The sequence below is a fragment of the Streptomyces sp. NPDC048565 genome (genome assembly GCF_040650935.1).
In the GTDB taxonomy this organism is placed as follows: domain Bacteria; phylum Actinomycetota; class Actinomycetes; order Streptomycetales; family Streptomycetaceae; genus Streptomyces.
Map to the genome: position 1 here is coordinate 65,639 of NZ_JBEZIH010000032.1, position 19,998 is coordinate 85,636.

The following is a 19,998-nucleotide window of genomic DNA, read 5'->3' on the forward strand; positions in this document are numbered from 1 at the left end:
CGGATGGGGACACGAAGCAACGCGCCACGAAGACGTCCATTGCTGACTTGAGGTTAACACTACCGGCTCCAACAAACATTCCCCCTCTCATGCACCGGCAATCACGTGGGACTACGCGGCCAGCGGCAGGACACTCGCACCCGTGGCGTCGAGAGTGAGCCGGTTCGCGGCCCAGCCCTCACCCGCCAGCCCGGCGACCTTGTCCGCCGAGCCTTCCTCCGTCAGCGCGAGCACGGTCGGCCCCGCACCGGAGATGACAGCAGGGACGCCGTCGGCGCGCAGCCGGTTGACCAGCTCCACGCTCTGCGGCATCGCGGGACCCCGGTATTCCTGGTGGATCCGGTCCTCCGTGGCATCGAGCAGCAGGTCGGGGCGCCGGGCCAGGGCCTCGACGAGCAGTGCGGCGCGGCCGGCGTTGGCCGCGGCGTCCACATGGGGGACGGTGCGCGGCAGCAGGCCACGGGCGGTTTCGGTGAGCACCGGGGTGGCCGGGACGAAGACCACCGGCACGACGGACGCGGCGGGGTCCATCCGGATGGCTCTGGCGGCTCCGCCGTCCATCCAGGCGAGGGTGAATCCGCCGAGCAGACAGGCCGCGACGTTGTCGGGGTGGCCCTCGATCTCGGTCGCCAACTCCAGGAGCGCGGCGTCGTCGAGACGGGCCTCGCCGCCCGTCGTCACGGCGCGTGCGGCGACGATCCCGGCGCAGATCGCGGCGGACGACGAACCGAGGCCGCGGCCGTGCGGAATGCGGTTGGCGCACACGATCTCCAGGCCGCGGGGCTGTCCGCCGAGCAGATCGAAGGCCGTGCGCAACGAGCGTACGAGCAGGTGGTTCTCGTCGCGGGGCAGCGTCTCGGCGCCCTCACCCGCGATGTCGATGTGCAGCCCGGAATCGGCGACCCGGACGACGACGTCGTCGTAGAGCCCCAGCGAGAGCCCGAGGGCGTCGAATCCCGGGCCCAGATTGGCGCTGGTTGCGGGGACGCGCACCCGGACGGCGGCGGCTCGGAACGCGGGACCGGCCATCGGTTGGACGACTCTTCCTGTACGGCGGCGGGGATGTTGTGCAGGGTACTTCGATGTGCGTGGGGTGCCGTTGCGTGGGGGACGGGGGGCCCGGCAGTCACGACGGCTGCTGCCCCGCGGCGGACGCGGCGGGGCGGGTCGGGTACAGCTTATCGAAGGAAGGTTCTGTGGCGACATAGGGCGCACAGGAGGCGCACGATGCGTGTCGCACACCTCCCATGCGCTCTCTGCCCCGAAAGGGCGGTTGAGCAGGGGCGGGAAGGCCCTACGCGAGGCCCAGCTTCTCGGCCGCCGCTGCCGCGTCGACCGGGACGGTGACCGGCTGGGGGGCGCCCGCCACGGCCCAGTCGGGGTCCTTGAGGCCGTTGCCCGTGACGGTGCAGACGATCTTCTGGCCGGGGTCGACCTTGCCGTCGTCCACCGCCTTGAGCAGACCGGCCACCGACGCCGCCGACGCCGGCTCGACGAAAACGCCCTCCTGGGAGGCCAGCAGGCGGTAGGCGGACAGGATCTGACGGTCTGTCACATCATCGATGAAACCGCCCGACTCGTCCCGCGCGTCCAGGGCGAACCGCCAGGACGCCGGGTTGCCGATCCGGATCGCGGTGGCGATCGTCGCCGGGTCCTTGACGATCTCGCCGCGCACGATCGGCGCGGAACCGGACGCCTGGAAGCCCCACATGCGCGGGGTGTGCGTGGAGACGCCGTCGACGGCGTACTCCTTGTAGCCCTTCCAGTAGGCCGTGATGTTGCCCGCGTTGCCCACCGGCAGGACATGGATGTCGGGGGCGTCGCCGAGCGCGTCGACGATCTCGAACGCGGCCGTCTTCTGACCCTCGATCCGGACCGGGTTGACCGAATTGACCAGCGCCACCGGGTAGTTGTCCGACAGGCTGCGGGCCAGGGTCAGGCAGTCGTCGAAGTTGCCGTCGACCTGGAGGATCTTCGCGCCGTGGACGAGCGCCTGCCCCATCTTGCCGAGCGCGATCTTGCCCTGCGGCACGAGGACGGCGCAGACCATGCCGGCGCGCACGGCGTACGCGGCGGCGGAGGCGGAGGTGTTGCCCGTGGAGGCGCAGATGACGGCCTGCGCGCCCTCCTCCTTGGCCCGGGTGATCGCCATGGTCATGCCACGGTCCTTGAACGACCCGGTGGGGTTGGCGCCCTCGACCTTGAGGTGCACCTCGCAGCCCGTGCGCTCGGAGAGGACCTGCGCCGGAACGAGCGGCGTGCCGCCCTCACGGAGCGTGACGGCCGGCGTCGTGGCCGTGACCGGAAGGCGGTCCCGGTACTCCTCGATGATGCCGCGCCACTGGTGGGTGCCCTTGCTGGTCATGGGTCCTTACTCCCCTTCAACACGCATGATGCTGGCGACACCGCGCACGGTGTCCAGCTTGCGCAGCGCCTCGACGGTCCCGGAGAGGGCGGCGTCGGACGCGCGGTGGGTGACGACGACGAGCGAAGCCTCGCCGCTGCCGTCCTGTCGGCCTTGCTGGCGGACCGTATCGATGGATACGTCCTGTTCGGCGAAGACCGTCGCGACCTGGGCGAGTACGCCAGGCTTGTCGGCCACGTCGAGACTGATGTGGTAGCGCGTGACGACATCACCCATGGGGCTGACCGGCAGACGCGTGTAGGCGGACTCACCGGGGCCTGTGGTGCCTCCGATGATGTTGCGGCACACGGCGACCAGGTCACCCAGGACCGCGGACGCGGTCGGTGCGCCGCCGGCGCCGGGGCCGTAGAACATCAGCTGCCCGGCCGCCTCGGACTCGACGAAGACCGCGTTGTACGCCTCGCGGACGGAGGCGAGCGGGTGGCTGAGCGGGATCATCGCGGGGTGCACGCGGGCGGTGACGGAATTGCCGTCGGCGGCGCGCTCGCAGATCGCGAGGAGCTTGACCGTGCAGCCCATGCGCCGGGCGGAGGCGATGTCGGCGGCGGTGACCTCGGTGATCCCCTCGCGGTGCACCTCGCCGATCTTCACCCGGGTGTGGAAGGCGATCCCGGCGAGGATGGCTGCCTTCGCGGCGGCGTCGAAGCCCTCGACGTCGGCGGTCGGGTCGGCCTCGGCGTACCCGAGGGCGGTGGCCTCGTCGAGCGCCTCGGAGTATCCGGCTCCGCTCGTGTCCATCCGGTCGAGGATGAAGTTGGTCGTGCCGTTGACGATGCCGAGTACCCGGTTGACCTTGTCCCCCGCGAGGGACTCGCGCAGCGGCCGTACGAGCGGGATGGCGCCGGCCACGGCCGCCTCGTAGTAGAGGTCCCTGCCGTTCTTCTCGGCGGCCGCGTGGAGCGCGGAGCCGTCCTCGGCGAGCAGCGCCTTGTTGGCCGAGACGACGCCCGCGCCGTGCTCGAAGGCCGTCGTGATGAGCGCCCGGGCGGGCTCGATGCCTCCGATGACCTCGATGACGACGTCGATGTCGCCCCGTTTGACCAGGGCGGTCGCATCGGTGGTGATCAGCGCGGGGTCGATGCCCTCCCGCACCTTGGAGGGACGGCGGACGGCGACACCGGCGAGCTCGACCGGCGCACCGATGCGCGCGGCGAGGTCGTCGGCGTGCGTCGTCATGATGCGCGCCACCTCTGAGCCGACCACACCACAGCCCAGCAGCGCCACCTTCAGCGGACGCGTACGCATCATCCGACCTCGTTTCTCATACTTCTGATGTGTGGACCAGTCTCACTCACCGGACGAGGGTTTCCTGCCACCCGTCCGGATTTTGAGATGTGAATTTCATCAGCCGACATCGAGCCGCAGGAGATCGTCCTCCGTCTCACGCCGGACGATGACCCGCGCCTGTCCGTCGCGCACGGCGACGACGGGCGGGCGCAGGGCGTGGTTGTAGTTGCTCGCCATGGAGCGGCAGTACGCGCCGGTGGCGGGCACCGCGATCAGGTCGCCGGGGGCCAGGTCGGACGGCAGGAACGCGTCCTTGACCACGATGTCACCGCTCTCGCAGTGCTTGCCGACGACGCGTACGAGCATGGGCTCGGCCTCGGAGGTGCGCGAGACGAGCGCGACGCTGTACTCGGCGTCGTACAGGGCGGTGCGGATGTTGTCCGACATCCCGCCGTCGACGCTCACGTACGTCCGCAGGCCCTCCAGGGGCTTGATGGTGCCGACCTCGTACAGCGTGAACGCGGTGGGCCCGACGATGGCCCGGCCCGGCTCGACGGAGATGCGGGGGGTGCGCAGACCGGCCGACTCGCACTCGCGGGTCACGATGTCGCTGAGCGCCTTGGCGATCTCGTGGGGCTCGCTGGGGTCGTCCTCGGAGGTGTACGCGATCCCGAGGCCGCCGCCGAGGTCGATCTCGGGGAGCTCCACGCCGTGCTCGTCGCGGATCTCGGCCAGCAGCTGCACGACACGCCGCGCCGAGACCTCGAAACCGGCCATGTCGAAGATCTGCGAGCCGATGTGCGAGTGGATGCCGATGAGCTCGATCCCGTCCAGGGTGAGCGCCCTGCGGACCGCCTCCGCGGCCTGGCCGTCCGCCAGCGCGATACCGAACTTCTGGTCCTCGTGGGCGGTGGCGATGAACTCGTGGGTGTGGGCCTCGACGCCGACCGTGACACGGATCTGCACGCGCTGGCGTACGCCGCGCCGCTGGGCGATGTGCGAGACGCGGACGATCTCCTGGAAGGAGTCGAGCACGATCCGCCCGACGCCCGCGTCGACGGCCCGCTCGATCTCGGCGACGGTCTTGTTGTTGCCGTGGAAGGCGATGTTCTCGGTGGGCATCCCCGCGTCCAGCGCGGTGGCCAGCTCGCCGCCCGAGCACACGTCGAGGTTGAGCCCCTCCTCCCTGAGCCAGCGCACCACGGCGCGCGACAGGAAGGCCTTGCCCGCGTAGAAGACGTCGGCGTCCGCCCCGAAGGCGTCCGACCAGGCGCGGCAGCGCGCCCGGAAGTCGGACTCGTCGAGGAAGTACGCCGGGGTACCGAACTCCTCGGCCAGCCGGGCGACTTCGATCCCCCCGACGGTGAGCGCACCGTCCGCGTCGCGGGCGACGGTACGGGACCAGACCTTGGGGTCAAGATCGTTGAGGTCGGTGGCCGGGGCGGAGTAGTGACCCTCGGGGAGGACGTCGGCGTGGCGGGGCCCGGCGGGGTGTGCGGATCGGCTCATCGTTCTGCTCTGCTCTCTCAAGTCTCTCGTCAGAGGTGTGGGGGCGCGCTGATGCCGAGCACGAACAGGCCGCCGGCCAGCACCGTCCCGGCGGCTTCGGCAAGGGCCAGCCGTGAGCGGTGGGCGGCCGAGGGTTTCTCGTCGCCGACGGGGAGCGGCGGGGTCGTGGCCTGGAAGTCGAGGAAGGCGTCCGCCGCGGTTTCGAGGAACCGGGCGACGCGGTCGGGGGCGTGGTGGCGTGCTGCGGCGGCGAGCACCCCGGGGTGGTCGGCGAGCGCGGCGTGCAGGGCGGGCGCGTCGACGTCGGCGCCCTCGTCGTACGCGGCGGTGAAGCCGAGCCGCTCAGCCTCGCGGGTGAGCGCGCGGGTGCGGGCGTAGGCGTAGCGGACCTGGAACAGCGCGTTGGCCTCCCCCTGCACGAGGAGGTCGTCGCCCAGGGGTGCGCGGTCGTGGGCGGCGGGCCGCTGCAGACCCCAGAGCGCGGCGTCGCGCCCGAGGCGGTCCAGCAGCGACCCGGCGGTCGCGCCGGCGGGGACCGCCCGGATCCCGTCGCTCTCCTCGCCTCCGTGCCGCGGGCCGACCCGCACCCGGAGCTCCTCCCAGCGGGGGTCGGGCTCCTCGGTGCAGCCGACCAGCACCTGACCGCCCTGGGTACGCAGGAGGCGCGCCACGCCCTGGGCCACGACGGCGGCCCTGACCTCGCGGGGGTGGTGGAGACGGTGGAGGCGCCCGGCCCCGGTGGCCACCCGCCCGTACCGCATCCCCAGCGCGCGGACCTCGCGGACGCGGGCTGCGCGGGCGTCGGCGCCGGTCGCGGCGTCGAGCGTGAAGTTCAGAAACCCGGGCCCGGTGATCTCGACCCGCCCGATCCCCGGCACCCCGACGACCCGGTCCCGCAGGAGCGCGGCGACCTCGTGCGCCGGGAGCGCGGCGGGACCTGCGAGCTGGAGGGCGACCGCGCAGGCGTAGTCGCCGCTGCCGCCGGGCCGGGTCCGCTCCACCCGCACGCGCGCGGGCACCGGCGCGCGCAAGGCGTCCTCGTCGACCGCGCGGCGCACAGCGTGCAGCACGGTCCTGGAGAGATCGGCGGGGGTCACGTCACAAGCGTATGGGAGGAAGGGGGGCACTTCGCCAACCGGTTTCGCCATACGGGCAGCGCCCGGGCCGACCACGCCCGCACGCCGGCACCCCCGGCCGCCACGCCCGCACGCCGGCACCCCCGGCCGACCGCTCCCGCACCCTCAGCCGGCCGCACTCCCGGCCGTACCAGCGCCGCGCCTGCCGTCGAGCGGGACGGGAGCCTCCCGCTGGGCGAGCCGACGCACCATGCGCACCAGCTCCCTCGGCTCGAAGGGCTTCGCCAGGAACGCGTCGACCCCCGCGGCCACGCCCGAGTCCACCTCGTACGGCGTGCACGCGCTGATGACGGCGACGGGCAGGCGCTCGGTCCTCGGATCGGCGCGCAGCCGGGCGGCGGTCTGTATCCCGTCGAGCCTGGGCATCACCACATCGAGGGTGATCACATCCGGGCAGACCTCGTGGACCAGGTCCAGGCACTCGACGCCGTCGGCCGCGGTCACGACCTCGAAGCCCTCCAGCTCGAGATTGACCCTGATCAGCTGCCGGATGACCTTGTTGTCGTCCACAACAAGCACGCGGCCGTACGCCCCTGACACTCTTCGAGGGTAGGTCGAGCGGAGGAGCTGCGTCCGGGTTTTGCCCACTTCCGCCCCCGGAGGAGTGGCGGGCGCCGGCCTCGCGGCGGGCGCGACGACGCGGAAATACCTGTTCCCGGACACCCGGTCGGAGCTGGTAAGGTTTCACTCGTCGCCGCCAAGCGCAGCGATATCGCCCCCGTAGCTCAGGGGATAGAGCATCGGCCTCCGGAGCCGGGTGCGCAGGTTCGAATCCTGCCGGGGGCACTTCGCAAGAAGTGCCGAAAAGACCCCGTGGCCAGCGGAAACGCTGAGTGCGGGGTCTTTTTGTGCAAGCGTCTACCAATGGATCGGGAAACACAGGCAGGGTCCGCGGCGACGACCACGGCCCGGCAAACGAACCGTGGTGACAAAAACCGCTGCTGACGGACGGCCACGCACGATCGGCGTTCGGCCACGGACCTGCCTGTCACGGCTCCACGGGAACCCGAGCGCCGGCTGCCGGCTCGTTTTCCACAGCCTGGATAGCCTCCCCGGGCCGCTGCCCCGGAATGTGGTCGTCGACCACCGGCTTGCCCATCGCCGTGGCGATGTGTTCCTGAAGCACCTTCCGCCGTTCCTCGAAGAAGGCGTCGAAATCGTCGGCCCGCATCAGCCGGGGGTCCGCAAGGTGCGTCCTGATGCGCCGCTCGACGCCCTCCGGGCTGGTCTCGGCTGCCTTGGCGAGCCGGTGCAGATACTCGGACGGTGCGTGTCCGCCGATGATCCGGTTGGTCCGTGCCGTCAAAGGAGCCTTGTTGACGATGGAGTTGTAGACGGAACGCTCATGACCGTTCTTGTGACACCATGCCTGCGGGAAGATGTGATGGATGTCCATCGCCTCGTCGAAGTAGACGCTCACCTCCGCCTTCTCCCCCGTACGCCAGTCCGCGGCGCCCGCCTTGAGCAGGAGCGCGTAAATGCCCTTGTATGCGGCGCTCTGCCGGGTCCGCAGGGTCAGCAAGCGGCTCGCCGCGAACTGCGCCTGTGTGACCGTACGAGGTTCGTGCGTCGACCCGCGAATCCAGTCGACGACGTCGGGGAGGTCGAGGTTGAACCGAGTCTCGGTCGTGCCGCCGTACAGCTCACCGAACACTCCGCACCAGTACCAGCGGGCCAGTTTCTCCTGCGCACCCGCGGTTTCCGCGTCCTTGGCGGCGAGGGCGAAAATCGCCGCCAGGGGGATGAGCTGCGTGCCGTACGGAAGGAAGCGCGTGTCGAAGACGAACTGCTGGCGCAGGAATTTGGCGGCGGCCTTGAAGCCTGCGACGACGTCGGGCGCGTATCGCCGGTAATCCTCCAGGCTCAGCACGAGCATTTCCTTGCGCTTGCACCCGATGCGTGGCAGGCGCTCTTCGTCCGTACCGGCTTCTTCCTCTCGGCGCCGACGCTCGGCGGTGGCGAGGAGAGTGACCGACTGGAGGAAGTCGGTGTTGGAGACATCCTTCAGGATGGCGTATTCGGGCGCTTCCCAGGCGGAACGGCACTCATGCCAGTGCCGCCGCAGGTCGAACTCGTCGGCAGCGTACGTCGCGGTCAGCAACTCGAAGACGGTGAGGGTGACTCCGCCCGTGTTGACCTTCTCGAAGACCTGACAGACCGCCTGGCGGGGGGTGCCCCTGCCAAGCTCGATGACCGGGAAGTGGTAGAGGTCGAACGACTTGATGAAGCTGTCCCGGAAGCCATACCAGAGCTCCATCGCGTCCGGTGCGAAATCCGAGTAACGGGCGAAGCCGTCGCCCCATGAATTGTCGAAAAGGCATCGCAACGGGAAGACGCGGTGCTGGTACTCCAACTCACGTGTCGAATAGTCCTCAAGGATCTCACCTCGGAAGTTGATCACCTTGCGTGCGGGTGGGATGAATCGGATCGCCTCCTCACGATCCTCGTTCTCATCGAGCGCCTTGACCATGTCGACGTAGAACCAGCCGCTCACCCGGCGTTTGCGTTCGTCCTGAGTCTCCACCGGGCTGTTCATCGCAAGCGACTGGAACAGCGAGGTGAGCCGCTGCTGTCCGTCGAGAATCAGCGACTCCGGTTGCACCTGCTCGCTCGGGGCCGCCCCCTCGATCGGCCTGTACTTGAACCGGACGTCCCCGCCGCCCTGGAGCAGCATCACAGTCCCGATCGGGTAGTTGAGGGACACCGAGGCCAGCAGACTCGCGATGTTGGGCCAGGGCCAGACCCAGCCACGTTGGAACTCAGGCAACTGAATCTTCCCTGCCTCGACCTGCCCCAGCAGATCCCGCAAGGGCCGTTTGTCGATGCTGAAAGTCTCTGTCGCCACGTCTTCTTCTCCTTGTGCAGCACACCACGTGCGTCGGCGCACGCTCATCGGGGGTGAGGGGCGGAGCACTCAGGATCCGCCCGGCTTCGGCCCCGTCGGCCACCGGCTTATGACTTACATCTCCCACCCTGCCCGAGCTTCTTCGCTTCGGCCCCCTTCTTGGTCATTTTGCACCCCGGAGCCGTGACGCCCGAGCCCGGAACTCACCGTCCAGGAAGCAGCGGAGAAAGGAAGCGGCTCGGCTCACCGTGCCAGGTGATGGCGAGTGCGTCACGGGCCCGGGTGGCTGCGACGAAGAGCAACGAGCGCCCCCGGTGCAGTTCACTCCGGTGGCGGCTCGGATCGCTGCGCTCCCACGCGTCCACGGAGGTACGGGGGACGAGGCCCTCGGCCACTCCGGCGATGATCAGGCAGCGATACCCCAGCCCCTTGAACCGGTACATCGTGCCGATGTGAACGCCCTGGTCGTTCCGCGGTCCGTCCTGCGTGATCTCCGTCGGGGTGATGCCGCGCCGGACGAGCCGGTCCGCGACCTGGGTGACCATGTCGTTCGTCGGAACGCAGATCGCCGTCGACTCGCGGGGACGTCGTGCCAGGCCCGTAGTTGGGCGACGACGAGGTCCATCTCCTCGTCCCAGCTGCGTGCGCCCCGCAGGGAGGGGCTCGAACCTTGGAGGACCGAGCGGTATCCGGCGATCGTTTCGGAGCCGCCGTCGAGGTCGTCGTACTCCCCCTCGTCCAGGACCCTTATGGCGTCGCGCAGAATCTCGCGCGTGGTGCGGTAGCTCAAGGACAGACGGGAGGACCGGCCCCGGATATGGACGCCGAGGCTTCCGAGCGTGACCTTGTTGTCGTAGATCCGCTGGTGTGTCGCCGACGAGGAAGATGTCGTCGGGCTCGGCCGGCACCATGGCGCGCAGCATCTTCCAGTGGGCGGCGCTGAGGTCCTGGGTGCGGATGAGGGTGCCGTCGATCAGGACCGCTTCTCCGCCCTGCCTGGCGATCTTCTTCAGGGCGCGGTCCAGGCGCGGCGCCTGGGCGGCGAGCAGTCCGATCAGCTCGTCGCGCCGGCGACGGACGGTGGACTCGGACACGTCGTTGCCGCCAGCCATGTCTGCGAGGCGCTGGTCGTGCCGCAGTACGGCCAGGACGATCACCGAGATCTTTCCCGGTGGCAGGATCCGCCACCGGGACCGAATCGCCTTCAGATGGCGCCTGAGCAGGTCGGCGAGGTGGTTGACGGTGCGCGTGGACAGCGGCAGGCGGCACTGGTAGACAAGCGGGCAGGTGGCCTCGGCGCGGTCTTTGGTATTCGTCACGCAATCCCAACGGCCGCCGGGGGGGAACCCGGTCACGCCCGTTCCGAGCCGTTCGGAGTGGCGGTACTGCTGGTCACAGACGGGTGGTGAACCGGCAGTCGGGCAATTTACGAAGCCAGCCGCGATCGACAAGTCTGACCATCTTGCTGCGTAGCGGTTCCAGCTTGGACCGCACGCTGACGTCCACCCCACCACCTCTCCGACTCGCGGGCCATGACCGGTCCAGCTGCCTGCTGCACGGCGGCGATGATGCGCTGGTAGTCCCACGGGAGCGAGTCCTCCTCCACGCCCGGTTCGCGATGCGGTATCAGCATCACTGCTCGTCCGGCCACCTGCCTGGGCACAGGGGCGGCCGAGGCGCGTTCGTCGGTCTACTCGCTGAACTTGGTCACGGGAAGCGCCTTGTCCACCCGAGCGGCGGCCAGGTCGTCGTGGCGGATCGTAAAACTCCCGTAGTAGTACTCATCGGCTACGGGGAAGCAGGCGAGCGACATCCATTCGCTCGTCAGCCGGTGCGATTCCTTCTCCACATGGGAATACCACTTCGCCACCGGGATGACGATCTCGCCGGCCTTCTCGAGCCCCGCGAGGGTCTGCTCCGCAATGCTCGTGATCACCTCATCGTCGGCGTACCCGCCGATGCAGGCGCTGGCGAGCCCTTCCCCAGGCCAGAGGCCGTAGGCGAGAGCACAGAGTTCGTCCAGGTGCGGGACGTCACGCTCCAGGTCACGGGCCAACTGCTGCTGGAAAGGCGACAGGTCGTCCCAGTCCTCGTCTTCGTCTTCGTCTTCGTCCGTCCCGAACCAAGGGGGCAGCTCGGCAAGGAGTGTGGCGCTGACGTCGTACTGCTTGCCGGTGAACTCGGAGTGGGGGGATTCCGCGACCGCGGTATCGGTGCCGTCCTGTACATACACGACTCGCGCGTACCTCCCGGTATCATCCAAATGGTCCGCCTCGTGGTCCAGGAAAAAGAGCAGCGTCCCGTCTGCCGGCAGGTCGAAGCCGTCGACTCTCGGCAGCGCCCCGCAATCGACGGAAAAGATGAACGGCAACGGACTGTTGCCGGCGGACGGCCAGTTCATGCCCACCGGCAGCCGGGGCAACCCACCGAACTGCCCGACCGGAACACCACCGGAACCCCCGCTCAACCCGATCGACAAACGGAGGTGCTGGCTGAACCTGCTGATCTCGTCGTCCGGGATGCCCAGCTCAAGCGCTGCACGACGAAACTGCCCCTGGTGATCCATGCCCGACATGATGCCCTCCTTTCCAATCGGCTGTCCGTCGGGGTGTTGGTGGGCAAACGATCTACTCCGCAGACAGCCACCGACGACCAGCACGAGCACCCCGAAATCCGGTCACACCAGCCCCTTGACCTGTGGTTTCAAGTTGGCGGAGGCTCAGTCGACGAGCACAGGCATCCCGTACACCGCAGCCGCAGTCCACTGCGCAACCGGTTCAGGGCGTGCGCATCAGGTTGCGGAGGCCGGCGACGAGGGCCGGGACGTCGCGCTCGACCTCGTCCGGGGTTGCGCCTCCGGGTGCTTCCGGGTGCTGGGGCGTTGTGCGGCAGGGCTTGCAGAGACCGTCCGGGAGGACGTCGGCCGGGCCGGGGCGACCGCATTCGGCGCACTCGACCAGGAGGCTGTGCACTGGAGCGCCGGGCAGGCCCTGGGCCGGTGCGGGTGCCGCAGGGAGTCGGGGCGGCATCTTGTCGGTGAGGCGGCGGCGTACCAGGCCGACGGGTGACCCGATCCGCTCGGGGAGACCGGCCGTGAGCGCCGAGGCCAGGTAGTCGGCGCTGACGCCCCGCGCGAACCAGGCTGCGGCGAGGGGCTCCAGGGTGGCGCAGTCGGCGGCGGACAGTGCCAGGCGGGGTTCGAGGCGGCCTAGTTCGGCGAGGGCGAGATAGGCGGGGGAAGGCGCCTCGGTGGGGTGTGGCGTGGTGGCTGTGCCCGGCTCGTCCTCCGGTGCCGGGGGCGGTGCCGAGGGCGGCCGCGGGGGCGGGGGCGGCTGCGGCTGGTTCGGAGAGGGCGCCACGGTGATGTCCGCCCGCGCGGTGCGCTGTTGGGGCACGGTCGGCTGGGCGGAGGGTGCGGACACCTGCTCCGGGGCGGCGGCTCCGCCTGTGAGCCTGGCCGCCCACCACTCGTTGTCATGGGCGGTGCGCGACCAGTAGGTGAGCGTCACCCACCGGCACTGGCCGCCTCCTTCGACCCGGCAGCGCACGCGGCGCAGATGCCCGGCCACGGCGAGGGCGCGCAGGGCGGTACCGATCGCCATCTGGCCGTACAGGGGCAGGTCCTTGGCCAGCGACTTGATGTCCATGGCGGCGCCGTCGGGCAGGTGGTCGACATACCCGGCGACGTAGCGCTCGCGCTCCGGCAGGCAGGCGAAGTCGTCGCGACGCGCCTGACCTTGGCCGGAGATGGACTGCTTGCCGTAGCCGGTATGGGCCTTGCGGTACGGGCGCGAGGCTGCGGGGGCGGGCGGGGCGGAGCTAGGGTGCTGGGTAGCCACGAGATCGTCCTTTTTGGGTGCGCGATCTTGGGTCAGACCCCGGCCGGTGCTGTGAACACCGCGTCGGGGTCGTCTCGTTACGGGCACCGTAAGCAGCCGCGACTCTCGGCTGCAACTCGATCACGATTAGTCATACTTGCTGGCTGTGACGGGGTGGGGAGGGAGGGAAGGTTTCCCCAAAAGCCCTTACCTACCTCCCGGATGAACAACACGGCTCGAACCTCGGAGCTCGACGCTCGGCCCTCGGAACCCGAAGCTCAAGCGTCGGCCCGGGGGCCCCGATCCGGACCCCGAACGAGTGAATGACGGCCCCACGGCACTCGCAACCCGAGATTCGAGACCCGAGCGCCGGAGCAGCTACCGCACCACCACGACGGCGTCGCAGTGCACTCGGCGACGCCTGACCGTCCTCGTCCGGGGCCGGAGCCGCGACCTACCGACGCTTCAGGACGCGCCATTCACGGCCCGGCTTCGGGACCTTCGCCTCGCCTGCGGCCGGGGGGTCCCCGTCCTGGATGACTTCACCCGTGATCACCTGACCCCCGACCGGCTTTGCGAGCTCCAGGCCGGAGAGGTGCGTCTTGAGCCTTCTCGACATTGGACGGAAGGTCGCATAGGTGAGCCCGCCGGACACCGCAGCCCCGACGAGGGGAATGGCCTTCGAAACGGACTTGGCGAAGGTCTGCTTCGTCATCTCGACGCCGAGGTACTGGGCGACCTTCTTCACCATGGGGTAGACGACGCCCTTGGTCAGTGCCTGCTGGGGCAGCTTCTTGGCGACCTGCTCGGAGATCATCCCCGCCACCTTCCCCACGGCGGCGTTCGCGGACTGGGTCCCGAACATCACCCCGAAGAAGAGCGTGAGCACGCTTTTGGTGGCGTCATCGACGTCGTCGTTGTCGGCGGAGAACAGATCGGGCCAGCTGTAGAGGTAGGCGAGCTTCTGCGCGATGCGCAGCATGTGGCCGACGTACTGGGCCAGATCGGCCGGCACCGTGGCAGGCATGGCGATGAATCCGGGAATCCCGGCAGCCGCGGAGAGCGCGCTCACCTTGGCGGTCTCGTAGCGAATGGACTCGTTGGCCACCCGGTCCAGAACATCAAGAGGGATACCCGCCGCCGCCGGGGTCTCTTCCATCGCCCTGCGCACATCATCTTCCGTGCAGTGACGGGCCAGCGCCGTCCGGAGGTAGGCCTCCCTGTCGATTCGCACACCTGGAAGCCTTGCAGCACCAGCCAGAAGAGCGGAGAAACGCGACTCCGGGTTCTCGCTCACTTGTCCCGTGACCATGCCAGGAACGTACAGCAGACGGGTGACCCGTATCCCTCGAATCGGACATCCTGATCGCGGACCGCGCCAGCCTCGCACCGCGTACGCAGGGTCAGCGTACGCACACGGGGAGATGGCAGTACGCGGCGCCCGACGTGACGATGTAGCTCAGTCAGAAGCGGTACGGCGGGCCGGGTGCGCGCGAAAGGTGGCCACGGTGGCCTACGAGAACACGGATGACGGCATCGCGGGTTCAGCGGCGGGAGGAGCGAGCGCGGGTGCCGAGCCCGGGGTGTCGGACAGCCTGCGCACGTTCGGCGCGTTCGTCCAGGCTCTGCGCGAACACGCGGGCATCTCTCGCGAGGAGTTCGGCGGCCAGGTCCGCTTCTCCAAGCACACGGTCGCCTCGATCGAGCAGGGCCGCCGGATGCCGGACCGCGACTTCGTGGAACGGGCGGAGGCGGCGCTGGGGAACACGGGGGCGCTGCGGAAGGCTGCACCGCACCTGTCCCGGCAGGCGGGGCTGGCGAGTTGGTTCCGGCAGTGGGCGCGGGTGGAGACCACGGCGATCAGCCTGTGCACGTACGAGTGCCGGGTGGTGCCGGGCCTGTTGCAGACGGAGGCCTACGTGCGAGCGGTGTCACTGGACGTGCCGCCGCTGCCCGACCCGGCGCAGCTGGAGGAGCGGATCGCTGCGCGGCTGGCGCGGCAGGAACTGCTGGCGGTGACGCGGAAGCCGCCGACCCGCACCGAGTCCATCCGGCGGGGGCGCTGCCGTTCACCGGGCAGGCGGCGTCCACTTCCCCGCGTCGACGGCCTCCTGAAGCCGCGCAAAGAAGTGCGCGTGCGCTTCGCGCATCTCCTTCTCACGGTTCGCCTTATAGAAGGGTGCGGTGTAGCCCTCAGGGGGATCGGGCCGCTCCTTCTTAACGAAAAGATCGCATACATGGTCGAAGGCTGGGCTCAGGGCCGTCCGGACGTCCACACCGACGGACGGCACACCCTCTATGGGCTTCCGGGAGACCGAGCGAGGCCAGTCCTGACCGCATCCAGCGGCCTCGACCACAATTGTGCCATTGAGGAGAAGCCACGCGTGGAAGGTCAGCCGGCAGGCCCCGGTACTGCTCGCCGATGCGGGCCTGCACGGCCACAAGTACGCGATCGACGCCATGCTCGGCGCAACCGCTCTCGCCTCACCCGGCCCTGTCATCGTGTTCACCTCCGACCCGGAAGACCTCTCCGCGCTGTGCGGAAGCCGAATCACCGCCATCAAGGTCTGATCCGTCCGGACGAAAGCCTCGCCATCCGTTTGCCTTCCTGATCACGGGGTAGCCGCAGCCCGAATCACCCTGTCCGGGCGCGGACGCCCTTCGGGCAGCCGGCGCGGATGGCACGGCAGCATGCCAGGACCCGGCTGCCAGGACACATGACCGCCCGGCCGAGGCGTCGCTACGGCAACATGCCGCGCGCATCCGTATGTCCCATACCGCCGAGGGGCTGGGCGGCGCCATGTCTCTTCGCCGGGTCTCAGGTCGACGCGAAAGGTACACGTACACGTGACCAGGCTGACAACAGAGCCCCCAGGCAGGCACAGGGCCTTCGGCGAGGGAGCCGGGCGACCGATGAACACCGGTGTCCGCATCGCGGACACCGGTGCGATGAAGGCGGAAAAGCCGTGATCAGACTCGAAATAGGTTCCGGCGTCAACAGCGCCGTCGATTTCCTGGAAGCTCGACTGCCCTGGCTTTTCGACTCCCTGCACTCCGTCGGCCAAGGTCTGTACGACGGCGTGTTCTTCGTCATGTCGGGCCCCGACGGGCTGGTGATGGGGGCGATCCTCGCGCTGATCGCCTGGTGGCTGCGGGGCTTGGTGGCAGCCGTCCTCGCGTCCGCTGGCTTCTTCCTGATCAACTCGATCGAGTTGTGGGAAAAGGCGATGCAGACGCTGTCGCTCCTCGTCGTGGCGGCCACGATCACCATGGTGATCGCTGTCCCACTCGGCATCTGGGCGGCCCGCAACAAATCGGTGAGTTCGACCCTCCGGCCCGTTCTCGACTTCATGCAGACGATGCCGGCCTTTGTCTACCTGGTCCCCGGTATCACCTTCTTCGGGGTGGGCGTGGTGCCCGGCATCGTCGCCACCATCATCTTCGCGATGCCGCCCGGCATCCGGATGACGGAGCTCGGTATCCGGCAGGTCGACGAGGAGGTCGTGGAGGCCGCTGACGCGTTCGGAGCCGCTCCGCGCGCCATTCTGCTGCGCGTACAGCTGCCGCTCGCCCTGCCGACCATCATGGCCGGCGTCAACCAGATCATCATGCTCTCGCTGTCCATGGTGGTCATCGCGGGCATGGTCGGCGCCGACGGTCTCGGTACCGTCGTCTTCCAGGCCATCAGCTCGGTGGACATCGGTCTCGGCTTCGAGGCGGGTCTCGCGGTGGTCATCCTCGCCATGTACCTCGACCGCATGACCGGTGCGCTGAATCAGCGCATCTCGCCGCTCGGTCGCCGTGCGCTGGCCAAGGCGGCCTCTCTCCGCGCGGGCAAGGTCCTGCAGTGGAGGCCCAACACGGCGTTCGCGGGGATAGGTGTGCTGGTCCTCGCGCTGCTCGCCGGCGGCCTGCAGATCGCCTCCGGACCGGACGACGACGGCCAGGACGTGGACAAGAAGGACCTGGGGAAGGAGGCAGGTGCGGCTCCCAGCATCGGCTACTTCCCGTGGGACGAGGACGTGGCTGTCACCTACCTGTGGAAGAACGTCCTGGAGCGGCGCGGATACAAGCCCAGCATCCACCAGTACGACGTCGGGTCGATGTTCACCGCGATGGCCGGCGGCCAGGTCGATGTGGAGTTCGACGCCTGGCTCCCCAACGCCCAGAAGCAGTACTGGGACAAGTACAAGGACGACCTCGTCGACATGGGTCCGTGGTACGACGCGACCACGCTGGAAGTGACGGTGCCCAGCTATGTCAAGGGCATCAAGTCGATGGAGGACCTGAAGGGCAGGTCGAAGGAGTTCGGCGGCCGGATCATCGGCATCGAGCCCGGAACCGGCCAGATGAACATGCTCAAGAACGAGGTGCTGCCCGGTTACGGCCTCGACAAGGAGTACACGGTCACCGAGGGCAGCTCCCCCAGCATGATCCTGGAGCTGCAGCGTTCGCTGCGGAAGCACGAACCGGTGGCGGTCGTCCTGTGGTCGCCGCACTGGGCCTACAGCAAGTACGAGTTGACCAAGCTCGATGACCCCAAGAAGTTGTGGGGCGATGTGAACGAGATCCGCTCGCTCGGCCACAAGTCGTTCCCGAAGAAGTTCTCCGAGTTCCACGGCTGGCTCAAGGACTGGCACATGTCGGAGGAGCAGCTCGGGGACCTGGAGGCGACCATCCAGGACGAGGGCACCGGCCATGAGGAAGCGGCCGTGGAGAAGTGGATCGCCAAGAACCCGGACATCGTCGACAAGATGGCGCCGCTCTCACCCTGACCCGGGGACGTACGGCAGCGGCCGACCGGCGGGCGCGGTACCGCGCCCGCCGGTCGCCGGTCCCCTCAGAAGGGGCGGTCCCCCGCGATGGCGACCCGCTCGGCGATCCGCCGGTGCGGGGCGTAGTCGTTCACGGCGTAGTGCTGGGTCGCCCGGTTGTCCCAGAAGGCTATGTCGCCCGGCTGCCAGCGGAAACGCACCTGGTACTCGGGTACGTGCGCCTGCTGGAAGAGGAAGCGCAGCAGCCGGTCGCTCTCCGCCCGGTCGATACCGACGATCCGGGTCGTGAACGAGGTGTTCACGAACAGCATCCGCCGCCCCGACTCCGGATGCGTGCGCACGACCGGATGCTCGACCGGCGGGAACGCCGCCTGGTGGGGGGCGAGTTGCTCGGGCGCGTAGAAGCGCGCGAAGCCGGGGATGAAGTCGTGGACGGCGCTCGCCCCGTCGATGCGGTCCTTCACCTCCTGCGGCAGGTTGTCGTAGGCGGCAGCCATGTCCGCCCACATGGTGTCGCCCCCGAGCGGCGGCACCTCACGCAGTTGCAGGACGGCACCGAGAGCCGGACGCTCACGGAAGGTGACGTCCGTGTGCCAGACGTTCTCGAACGTCTTCGGTGCCCCGGCCGCCTTGTCGAAGCGCACGACGTCCTCGCTGTCTCCCCTGGCCAGCAGCGGGTTGACTTCCAGCTCGCCCCAGTGACGTGCGAAATCGCGCTGGGCGGCCGAGGTGAGGCTCTGCCCCCGGAAGAAGAGCACCTTCCACTCCAGCAGTGCACGGTTCAGCTCTTCGCGCAGGGCCGGCTCCAGCGGACGGGTGAGGTCGAGGCCCTGGATCTCCGCGCCGATCGTGCGGGCCTGAGGGACGACGTCGAAGAGGGTGTACGGCCGCGCGGTCACATCGGCCGGCAGGCGTTCCAGGACGCGGTCCCCCTCGTACAGGCCGTCCTGCGGTATGCGTGCCTCGCGGAGGACGAGCGGGGTGGCGGAGGGCCGGTGGGCGGTCGTGGCGGTCGTGGCGGTCGCATTCGGGGAAGCGGTGGTGGTCATACGGTTCCTCCTTGGCGGAGAGCGAGCCGCCGTGGGCTCCGGTGGGCAAGCCCGGGCACCCGAAGGGACGGGCGGGAACCCGAGACAGCGGCCGAGGCCTCCGGCGGTGCGATGAGGGCGGCGAGCGATGAGATGGAACGTTCACGTCCGCGCCGCGTGCCTGCCGGGCAGATGCGGGACACGGTGGGGCCGTGAAGGGCCTGGGAGAGACAACACCGGCGTTCACCGGATCTCGGCTTCATCCTGGGAAGCAGCCGAGTGGTTGACTGCCAATCAGCGCGAGTGAACGCCGATGCGCGCGGGCGGCGAGCCGATACGGCCGCGGCGGCACAGACAGGTGGTGGACCGCGGAGCGCACTCGCCGCAAGGCCCCGTCATCCGCAGGGCGACGGTGGTCAGCGAGTACAGGGTCATGTTCCGCATTGTGTGCCGCCCCGCCCAGGCGGTCAAGCCCGCCCCCGGGTCCCGGCACGACCCCGAGCCGGCCCGAGAAGCGTTGTCGTTGTGGACCAGGACGATCGCGGTGCGCTGTTCGTCATCGCCGGTGCCCTCACACCCTCGGGAGGGACGAGTCCATGCCCAGCTCCGAGGTGTGGCAACGGTCGGCGGATGCATCACCGGTGGAGGCGCCCGTATCGGCGCTCCCACCGCTCGCCGCGTCCCCCTGCGGAGCATCGCCCCGCCCTCTGCTGGGGACTTAGGGACATGTCTTTCGGTCATAGCGGTCTGCCCCTGTCCGCAACTCCCAACGCCCCCGCGGGGGTGGCGATACCATCTGCGGCTTCCGGGCAGTGGAGGAGCGATATGGGCGACCGGCCTGTGCACACCGTGGAAGTCCCGCTGGGAGACGGCGGCGATGAGTTCGTACGTGTCCAGATCCGGGAGGTGGACGAGACGCTGGTCCGCGTGGGCCGCGGCGGCCGCTCCATCGCTCGCGCCGAACGGTCGCTCGGGCAGATGCTGGACACCGTGCGACCCGTGGCGGAGAGCTTCGTCGGGCGGTTCAGGGGTCTGGCGAACGCGCCGGACGAGATGACTCTGGAGTTCGGGGTGTCACTGTCCGCCGAGGCGGACGTGGTGATTGCCAGCACGGCGACATCAGCCAATTTCTCCGTGCGCCTGACATGGAACAGGAGTGCTGCGACTGTCTCCGACAGACCTTCTCCGCAGGAGGGTTGAACCTCGGGAAGGGCAGGGCACAACAAGCCGAGCCA

At 69.1% G+C, this 19,998-nt stretch carries 16 protein-coding genes, 1 tRNA gene and 2 pseudogenes; 6 read left to right on the plus strand and 13 right to left on the minus strand.

What is annotated here, in order from left to right; all coding sequences use genetic code 11:
- Positions 1-111 precede the first annotated feature (111 nt).
- From thrB to AB0C75_RS31115, 6 genes are all read right to left on the minus strand, one after another.
- A complete protein-coding gene (thrB, locus tag AB0C75_RS31090) occupies positions 112-1,029 on the minus strand; it encodes a homoserine kinase (protein WP_362895084.1) in 918 nt (305 codons plus the stop codon).
- A gap of 265 nt (positions 1,030-1,294) precedes the next feature.
- The gene (gene thrC, locus AB0C75_RS31095; protein ID WP_362895085.1) at positions 1,295-2,365 is read right to left on the minus strand and encodes a threonine synthase; all 1,071 of its coding nucleotides are present in this window, start codon (positions 2,363-2,365) and stop codon (positions 1,295-1,297) included.
- Between the two features lie 6 nt (positions 2,366-2,371).
- A complete protein-coding gene (locus tag AB0C75_RS31100) occupies positions 2,372-3,673 on the minus strand; it encodes a homoserine dehydrogenase (protein ID WP_362895086.1) in 1,302 nt (433 codons plus the stop codon).
- Between the two features lie 96 nt (positions 3,674-3,769).
- Complete coding sequence (gene lysA / locus AB0C75_RS31105; protein WP_362895087.1) at positions 3,770-5,161, minus strand: diaminopimelate decarboxylase; 1,392 nt, start codon at positions 5,159-5,161, stop codon at positions 3,770-3,772.
- A 29-nt stretch (positions 5,162-5,190) separates the two neighbouring features.
- Positions 5,191-6,258, minus strand: coding sequence for an ArgS-related anticodon-binding protein NrtL (gene nrtL, locus AB0C75_RS31110; protein ID WP_362895088.1), 1,068 nt, complete (start codon positions 6,256-6,258; stop codon positions 5,191-5,193).
- A 144-nt stretch (positions 6,259-6,402) separates the two neighbouring features.
- Complete coding sequence (locus AB0C75_RS31115; RefSeq protein WP_362895089.1) at positions 6,403-6,885, minus strand: response regulator; 483 nt, start codon at positions 6,883-6,885, stop codon at positions 6,403-6,405.
- 126 nt (positions 6,886-7,011) lie between these two features.
- On the opposite strand from AB0C75_RS31115, the gene AB0C75_RS31120 reads away from it, so the two are divergent.
- A tRNA-Arg gene (locus AB0C75_RS31120) sits at positions 7,012-7,083 on the plus strand.
- A gap of 202 nt (positions 7,084-7,285) precedes the next feature.
- Here the strand turns inward: AB0C75_RS31120 and AB0C75_RS31125 are convergent.
- Together AB0C75_RS31125 and AB0C75_RS31130 are read right to left on the minus strand one after the other, a co-directional pair.
- On the minus strand, positions 7,286-9,142 hold the full coding sequence (locus tag AB0C75_RS31125; RefSeq protein WP_362895124.1) for a DUF262 domain-containing protein: 1,857 nt from the start codon (positions 9,140-9,142) through the stop codon (positions 7,286-7,288).
- Between the two features lie 203 nt (positions 9,143-9,345).
- Positions 9,346-9,687 carry a 3'-5' exonuclease gene (locus AB0C75_RS31130; protein WP_362895090.1) on the minus strand — a complete coding sequence of 114 codons (342 nt, stop codon included), beginning with the start codon at positions 9,685-9,687 and terminating at the stop codon, positions 9,346-9,348.
- A 384-nt stretch (positions 9,688-10,071) separates the two neighbouring features.
- Between AB0C75_RS31130 and AB0C75_RS31135 the strand changes: the two genes are divergently transcribed.
- The gene (locus tag AB0C75_RS31135; RefSeq protein ID WP_362895091.1) at positions 10,072-10,551 is read left to right on the plus strand and encodes a hypothetical protein; all 480 of its coding nucleotides are present in this window, start codon (positions 10,072-10,074) and stop codon (positions 10,549-10,551) included.
- Between the two features lie 281 nt (positions 10,552-10,832).
- Here AB0C75_RS31135 and AB0C75_RS31140 read toward each other — a convergent pair whose 3' ends face one another.
- The 3 genes from AB0C75_RS31140 to AB0C75_RS31150 all read right to left on the minus strand — a co-directional run bounded on the left by AB0C75_RS31140 (position 10,833) and on the right by AB0C75_RS31150 (position 14,272).
- Positions 10,833-11,717, minus strand: coding sequence for a DUF1963 domain-containing protein (locus tag AB0C75_RS31140; RefSeq protein ID WP_362895093.1), 885 nt, complete (start codon positions 11,715-11,717; stop codon positions 10,833-10,835).
- 202 nt (positions 11,718-11,919) lie between these two features.
- Entirely contained in the window at positions 11,920-12,981 is a 1,062-nt protein-coding gene (locus tag AB0C75_RS31145) for a MarR family transcriptional regulator (protein WP_362895094.1), read from the minus strand.
- Positions 12,982-13,414: 433 nt separating this feature from the next.
- Entirely contained in the window at positions 13,415-14,272 is an 858-nt protein-coding gene (locus AB0C75_RS31150) for a hypothetical protein (protein WP_362895096.1), read from the minus strand.
- Between the two features lie 223 nt (positions 14,273-14,495).
- Between AB0C75_RS31150 and AB0C75_RS31155 the strand changes: the two are divergent.
- From AB0C75_RS31155 to AB0C75_RS31165, 3 genes and pseudogenes are all read left to right on the plus strand, one after another.
- Positions 14,496-14,996, plus strand: a pseudogene (locus AB0C75_RS31155) (Scr1 family TA system antitoxin-like transcriptional regulator); the annotation flags it as partial.
- A gap of 352 nt (positions 14,997-15,348) precedes the next feature.
- Positions 15,349-15,531, plus strand: a pseudogene (locus tag AB0C75_RS31160) (DNA-binding protein); the annotation flags it as partial.
- A gap of 395 nt (positions 15,532-15,926) precedes the next feature.
- Positions 15,927-17,735, plus strand: a complete 1,809-nt coding sequence (locus AB0C75_RS31165) for an ABC transporter permease/substrate binding protein (protein ID WP_362895098.1) — start codon at positions 15,927-15,929, stop codon at positions 17,733-17,735.
- 65 nt (positions 17,736-17,800) lie between these two features.
- On the opposite strand, the gene AB0C75_RS31170 is transcribed toward AB0C75_RS31165, so the two are convergent.
- Both AB0C75_RS31170 and AB0C75_RS31175 read right to left on the minus strand, forming a co-directional pair.
- Entirely contained in the window at positions 17,801-18,784 is a 984-nt protein-coding gene (locus tag AB0C75_RS31170; protein WP_362895100.1) for a TauD/TfdA family dioxygenase, read from the minus strand.
- Between the two features lie 273 nt (positions 18,785-19,057).
- Positions 19,058-19,198, minus strand: a complete 141-nt coding sequence (locus AB0C75_RS31175; protein ID WP_362895102.1) for a hypothetical protein — start codon at positions 19,196-19,198, stop codon at positions 19,058-19,060.
- A gap of 390 nt (positions 19,199-19,588) precedes the next feature.
- Between AB0C75_RS31175 and AB0C75_RS31180 the strand changes: the two genes are divergently transcribed.
- A complete protein-coding gene (locus AB0C75_RS31180; protein ID WP_362895104.1) occupies positions 19,589-19,963 on the plus strand; it encodes a CU044_2847 family protein in 375 nt (124 codons plus the stop codon).
- Positions 19,964-19,998: the final 35 nt, after the last annotated feature.

Bases quoted from the DNA above. Each gene is read 5' to 3' on its own strand.
- lysA (WP_362895087.1), bottom strand. From the start codon at position 5,161: ATGAGCCGATCCGCACACCCCGCCGGGCCCCGCCACGCCGACGTCCTC.
- AB0C75_RS31170 (WP_362895100.1), bottom strand. From the start codon at position 18,784: ATGACCACCACCGCTTCCCCGAATGCGACCGCCACGACCGCCACGACC.
- AB0C75_RS31150 (WP_362895096.1), bottom strand. From the start codon at position 14,272: ATGGTCACGGGACAAGTGAGCGAGAACCCGGAGTCGCGTTTCTCCGCT.
- AB0C75_RS31130 (WP_362895090.1), bottom strand. From the start codon at position 9,687: ATGGTCACCCAGGTCGCGGACCGGCTCGTCCGGCGCGGCATCACCCCG.
- thrC (WP_362895085.1), bottom strand. From the start codon at position 2,365: ATGACCAGCAAGGGCACCCACCAGTGGCGCGGCATCATCGAGGAGTAC.
- thrB (WP_362895084.1), bottom strand. From the start codon at position 1,029: ATGGCCGGTCCCGCGTTCCGAGCCGCCGCCGTCCGGGTGCGCGTCCCC.
- AB0C75_RS31100 (WP_362895086.1), bottom strand. From the start codon at position 3,673: ATGATGCGTACGCGTCCGCTGAAGGTGGCGCTGCTGGGCTGTGGTGTG.
- AB0C75_RS31175 (WP_362895102.1), bottom strand. From the start codon at position 19,198: ATGACCCTGTACTCGCTGACCACCGTCGCCCTGCGGATGACGGGGCCT.
- AB0C75_RS31180 (WP_362895104.1), top strand. From the start codon at position 19,589: ATGGGCGACCGGCCTGTGCACACCGTGGAAGTCCCGCTGGGAGACGGC.
- AB0C75_RS31140 (WP_362895093.1), bottom strand. From the start codon at position 11,717: ATGTCGGGCATGGATCACCAGGGGCAGTTTCGTCGTGCAGCGCTTGAG.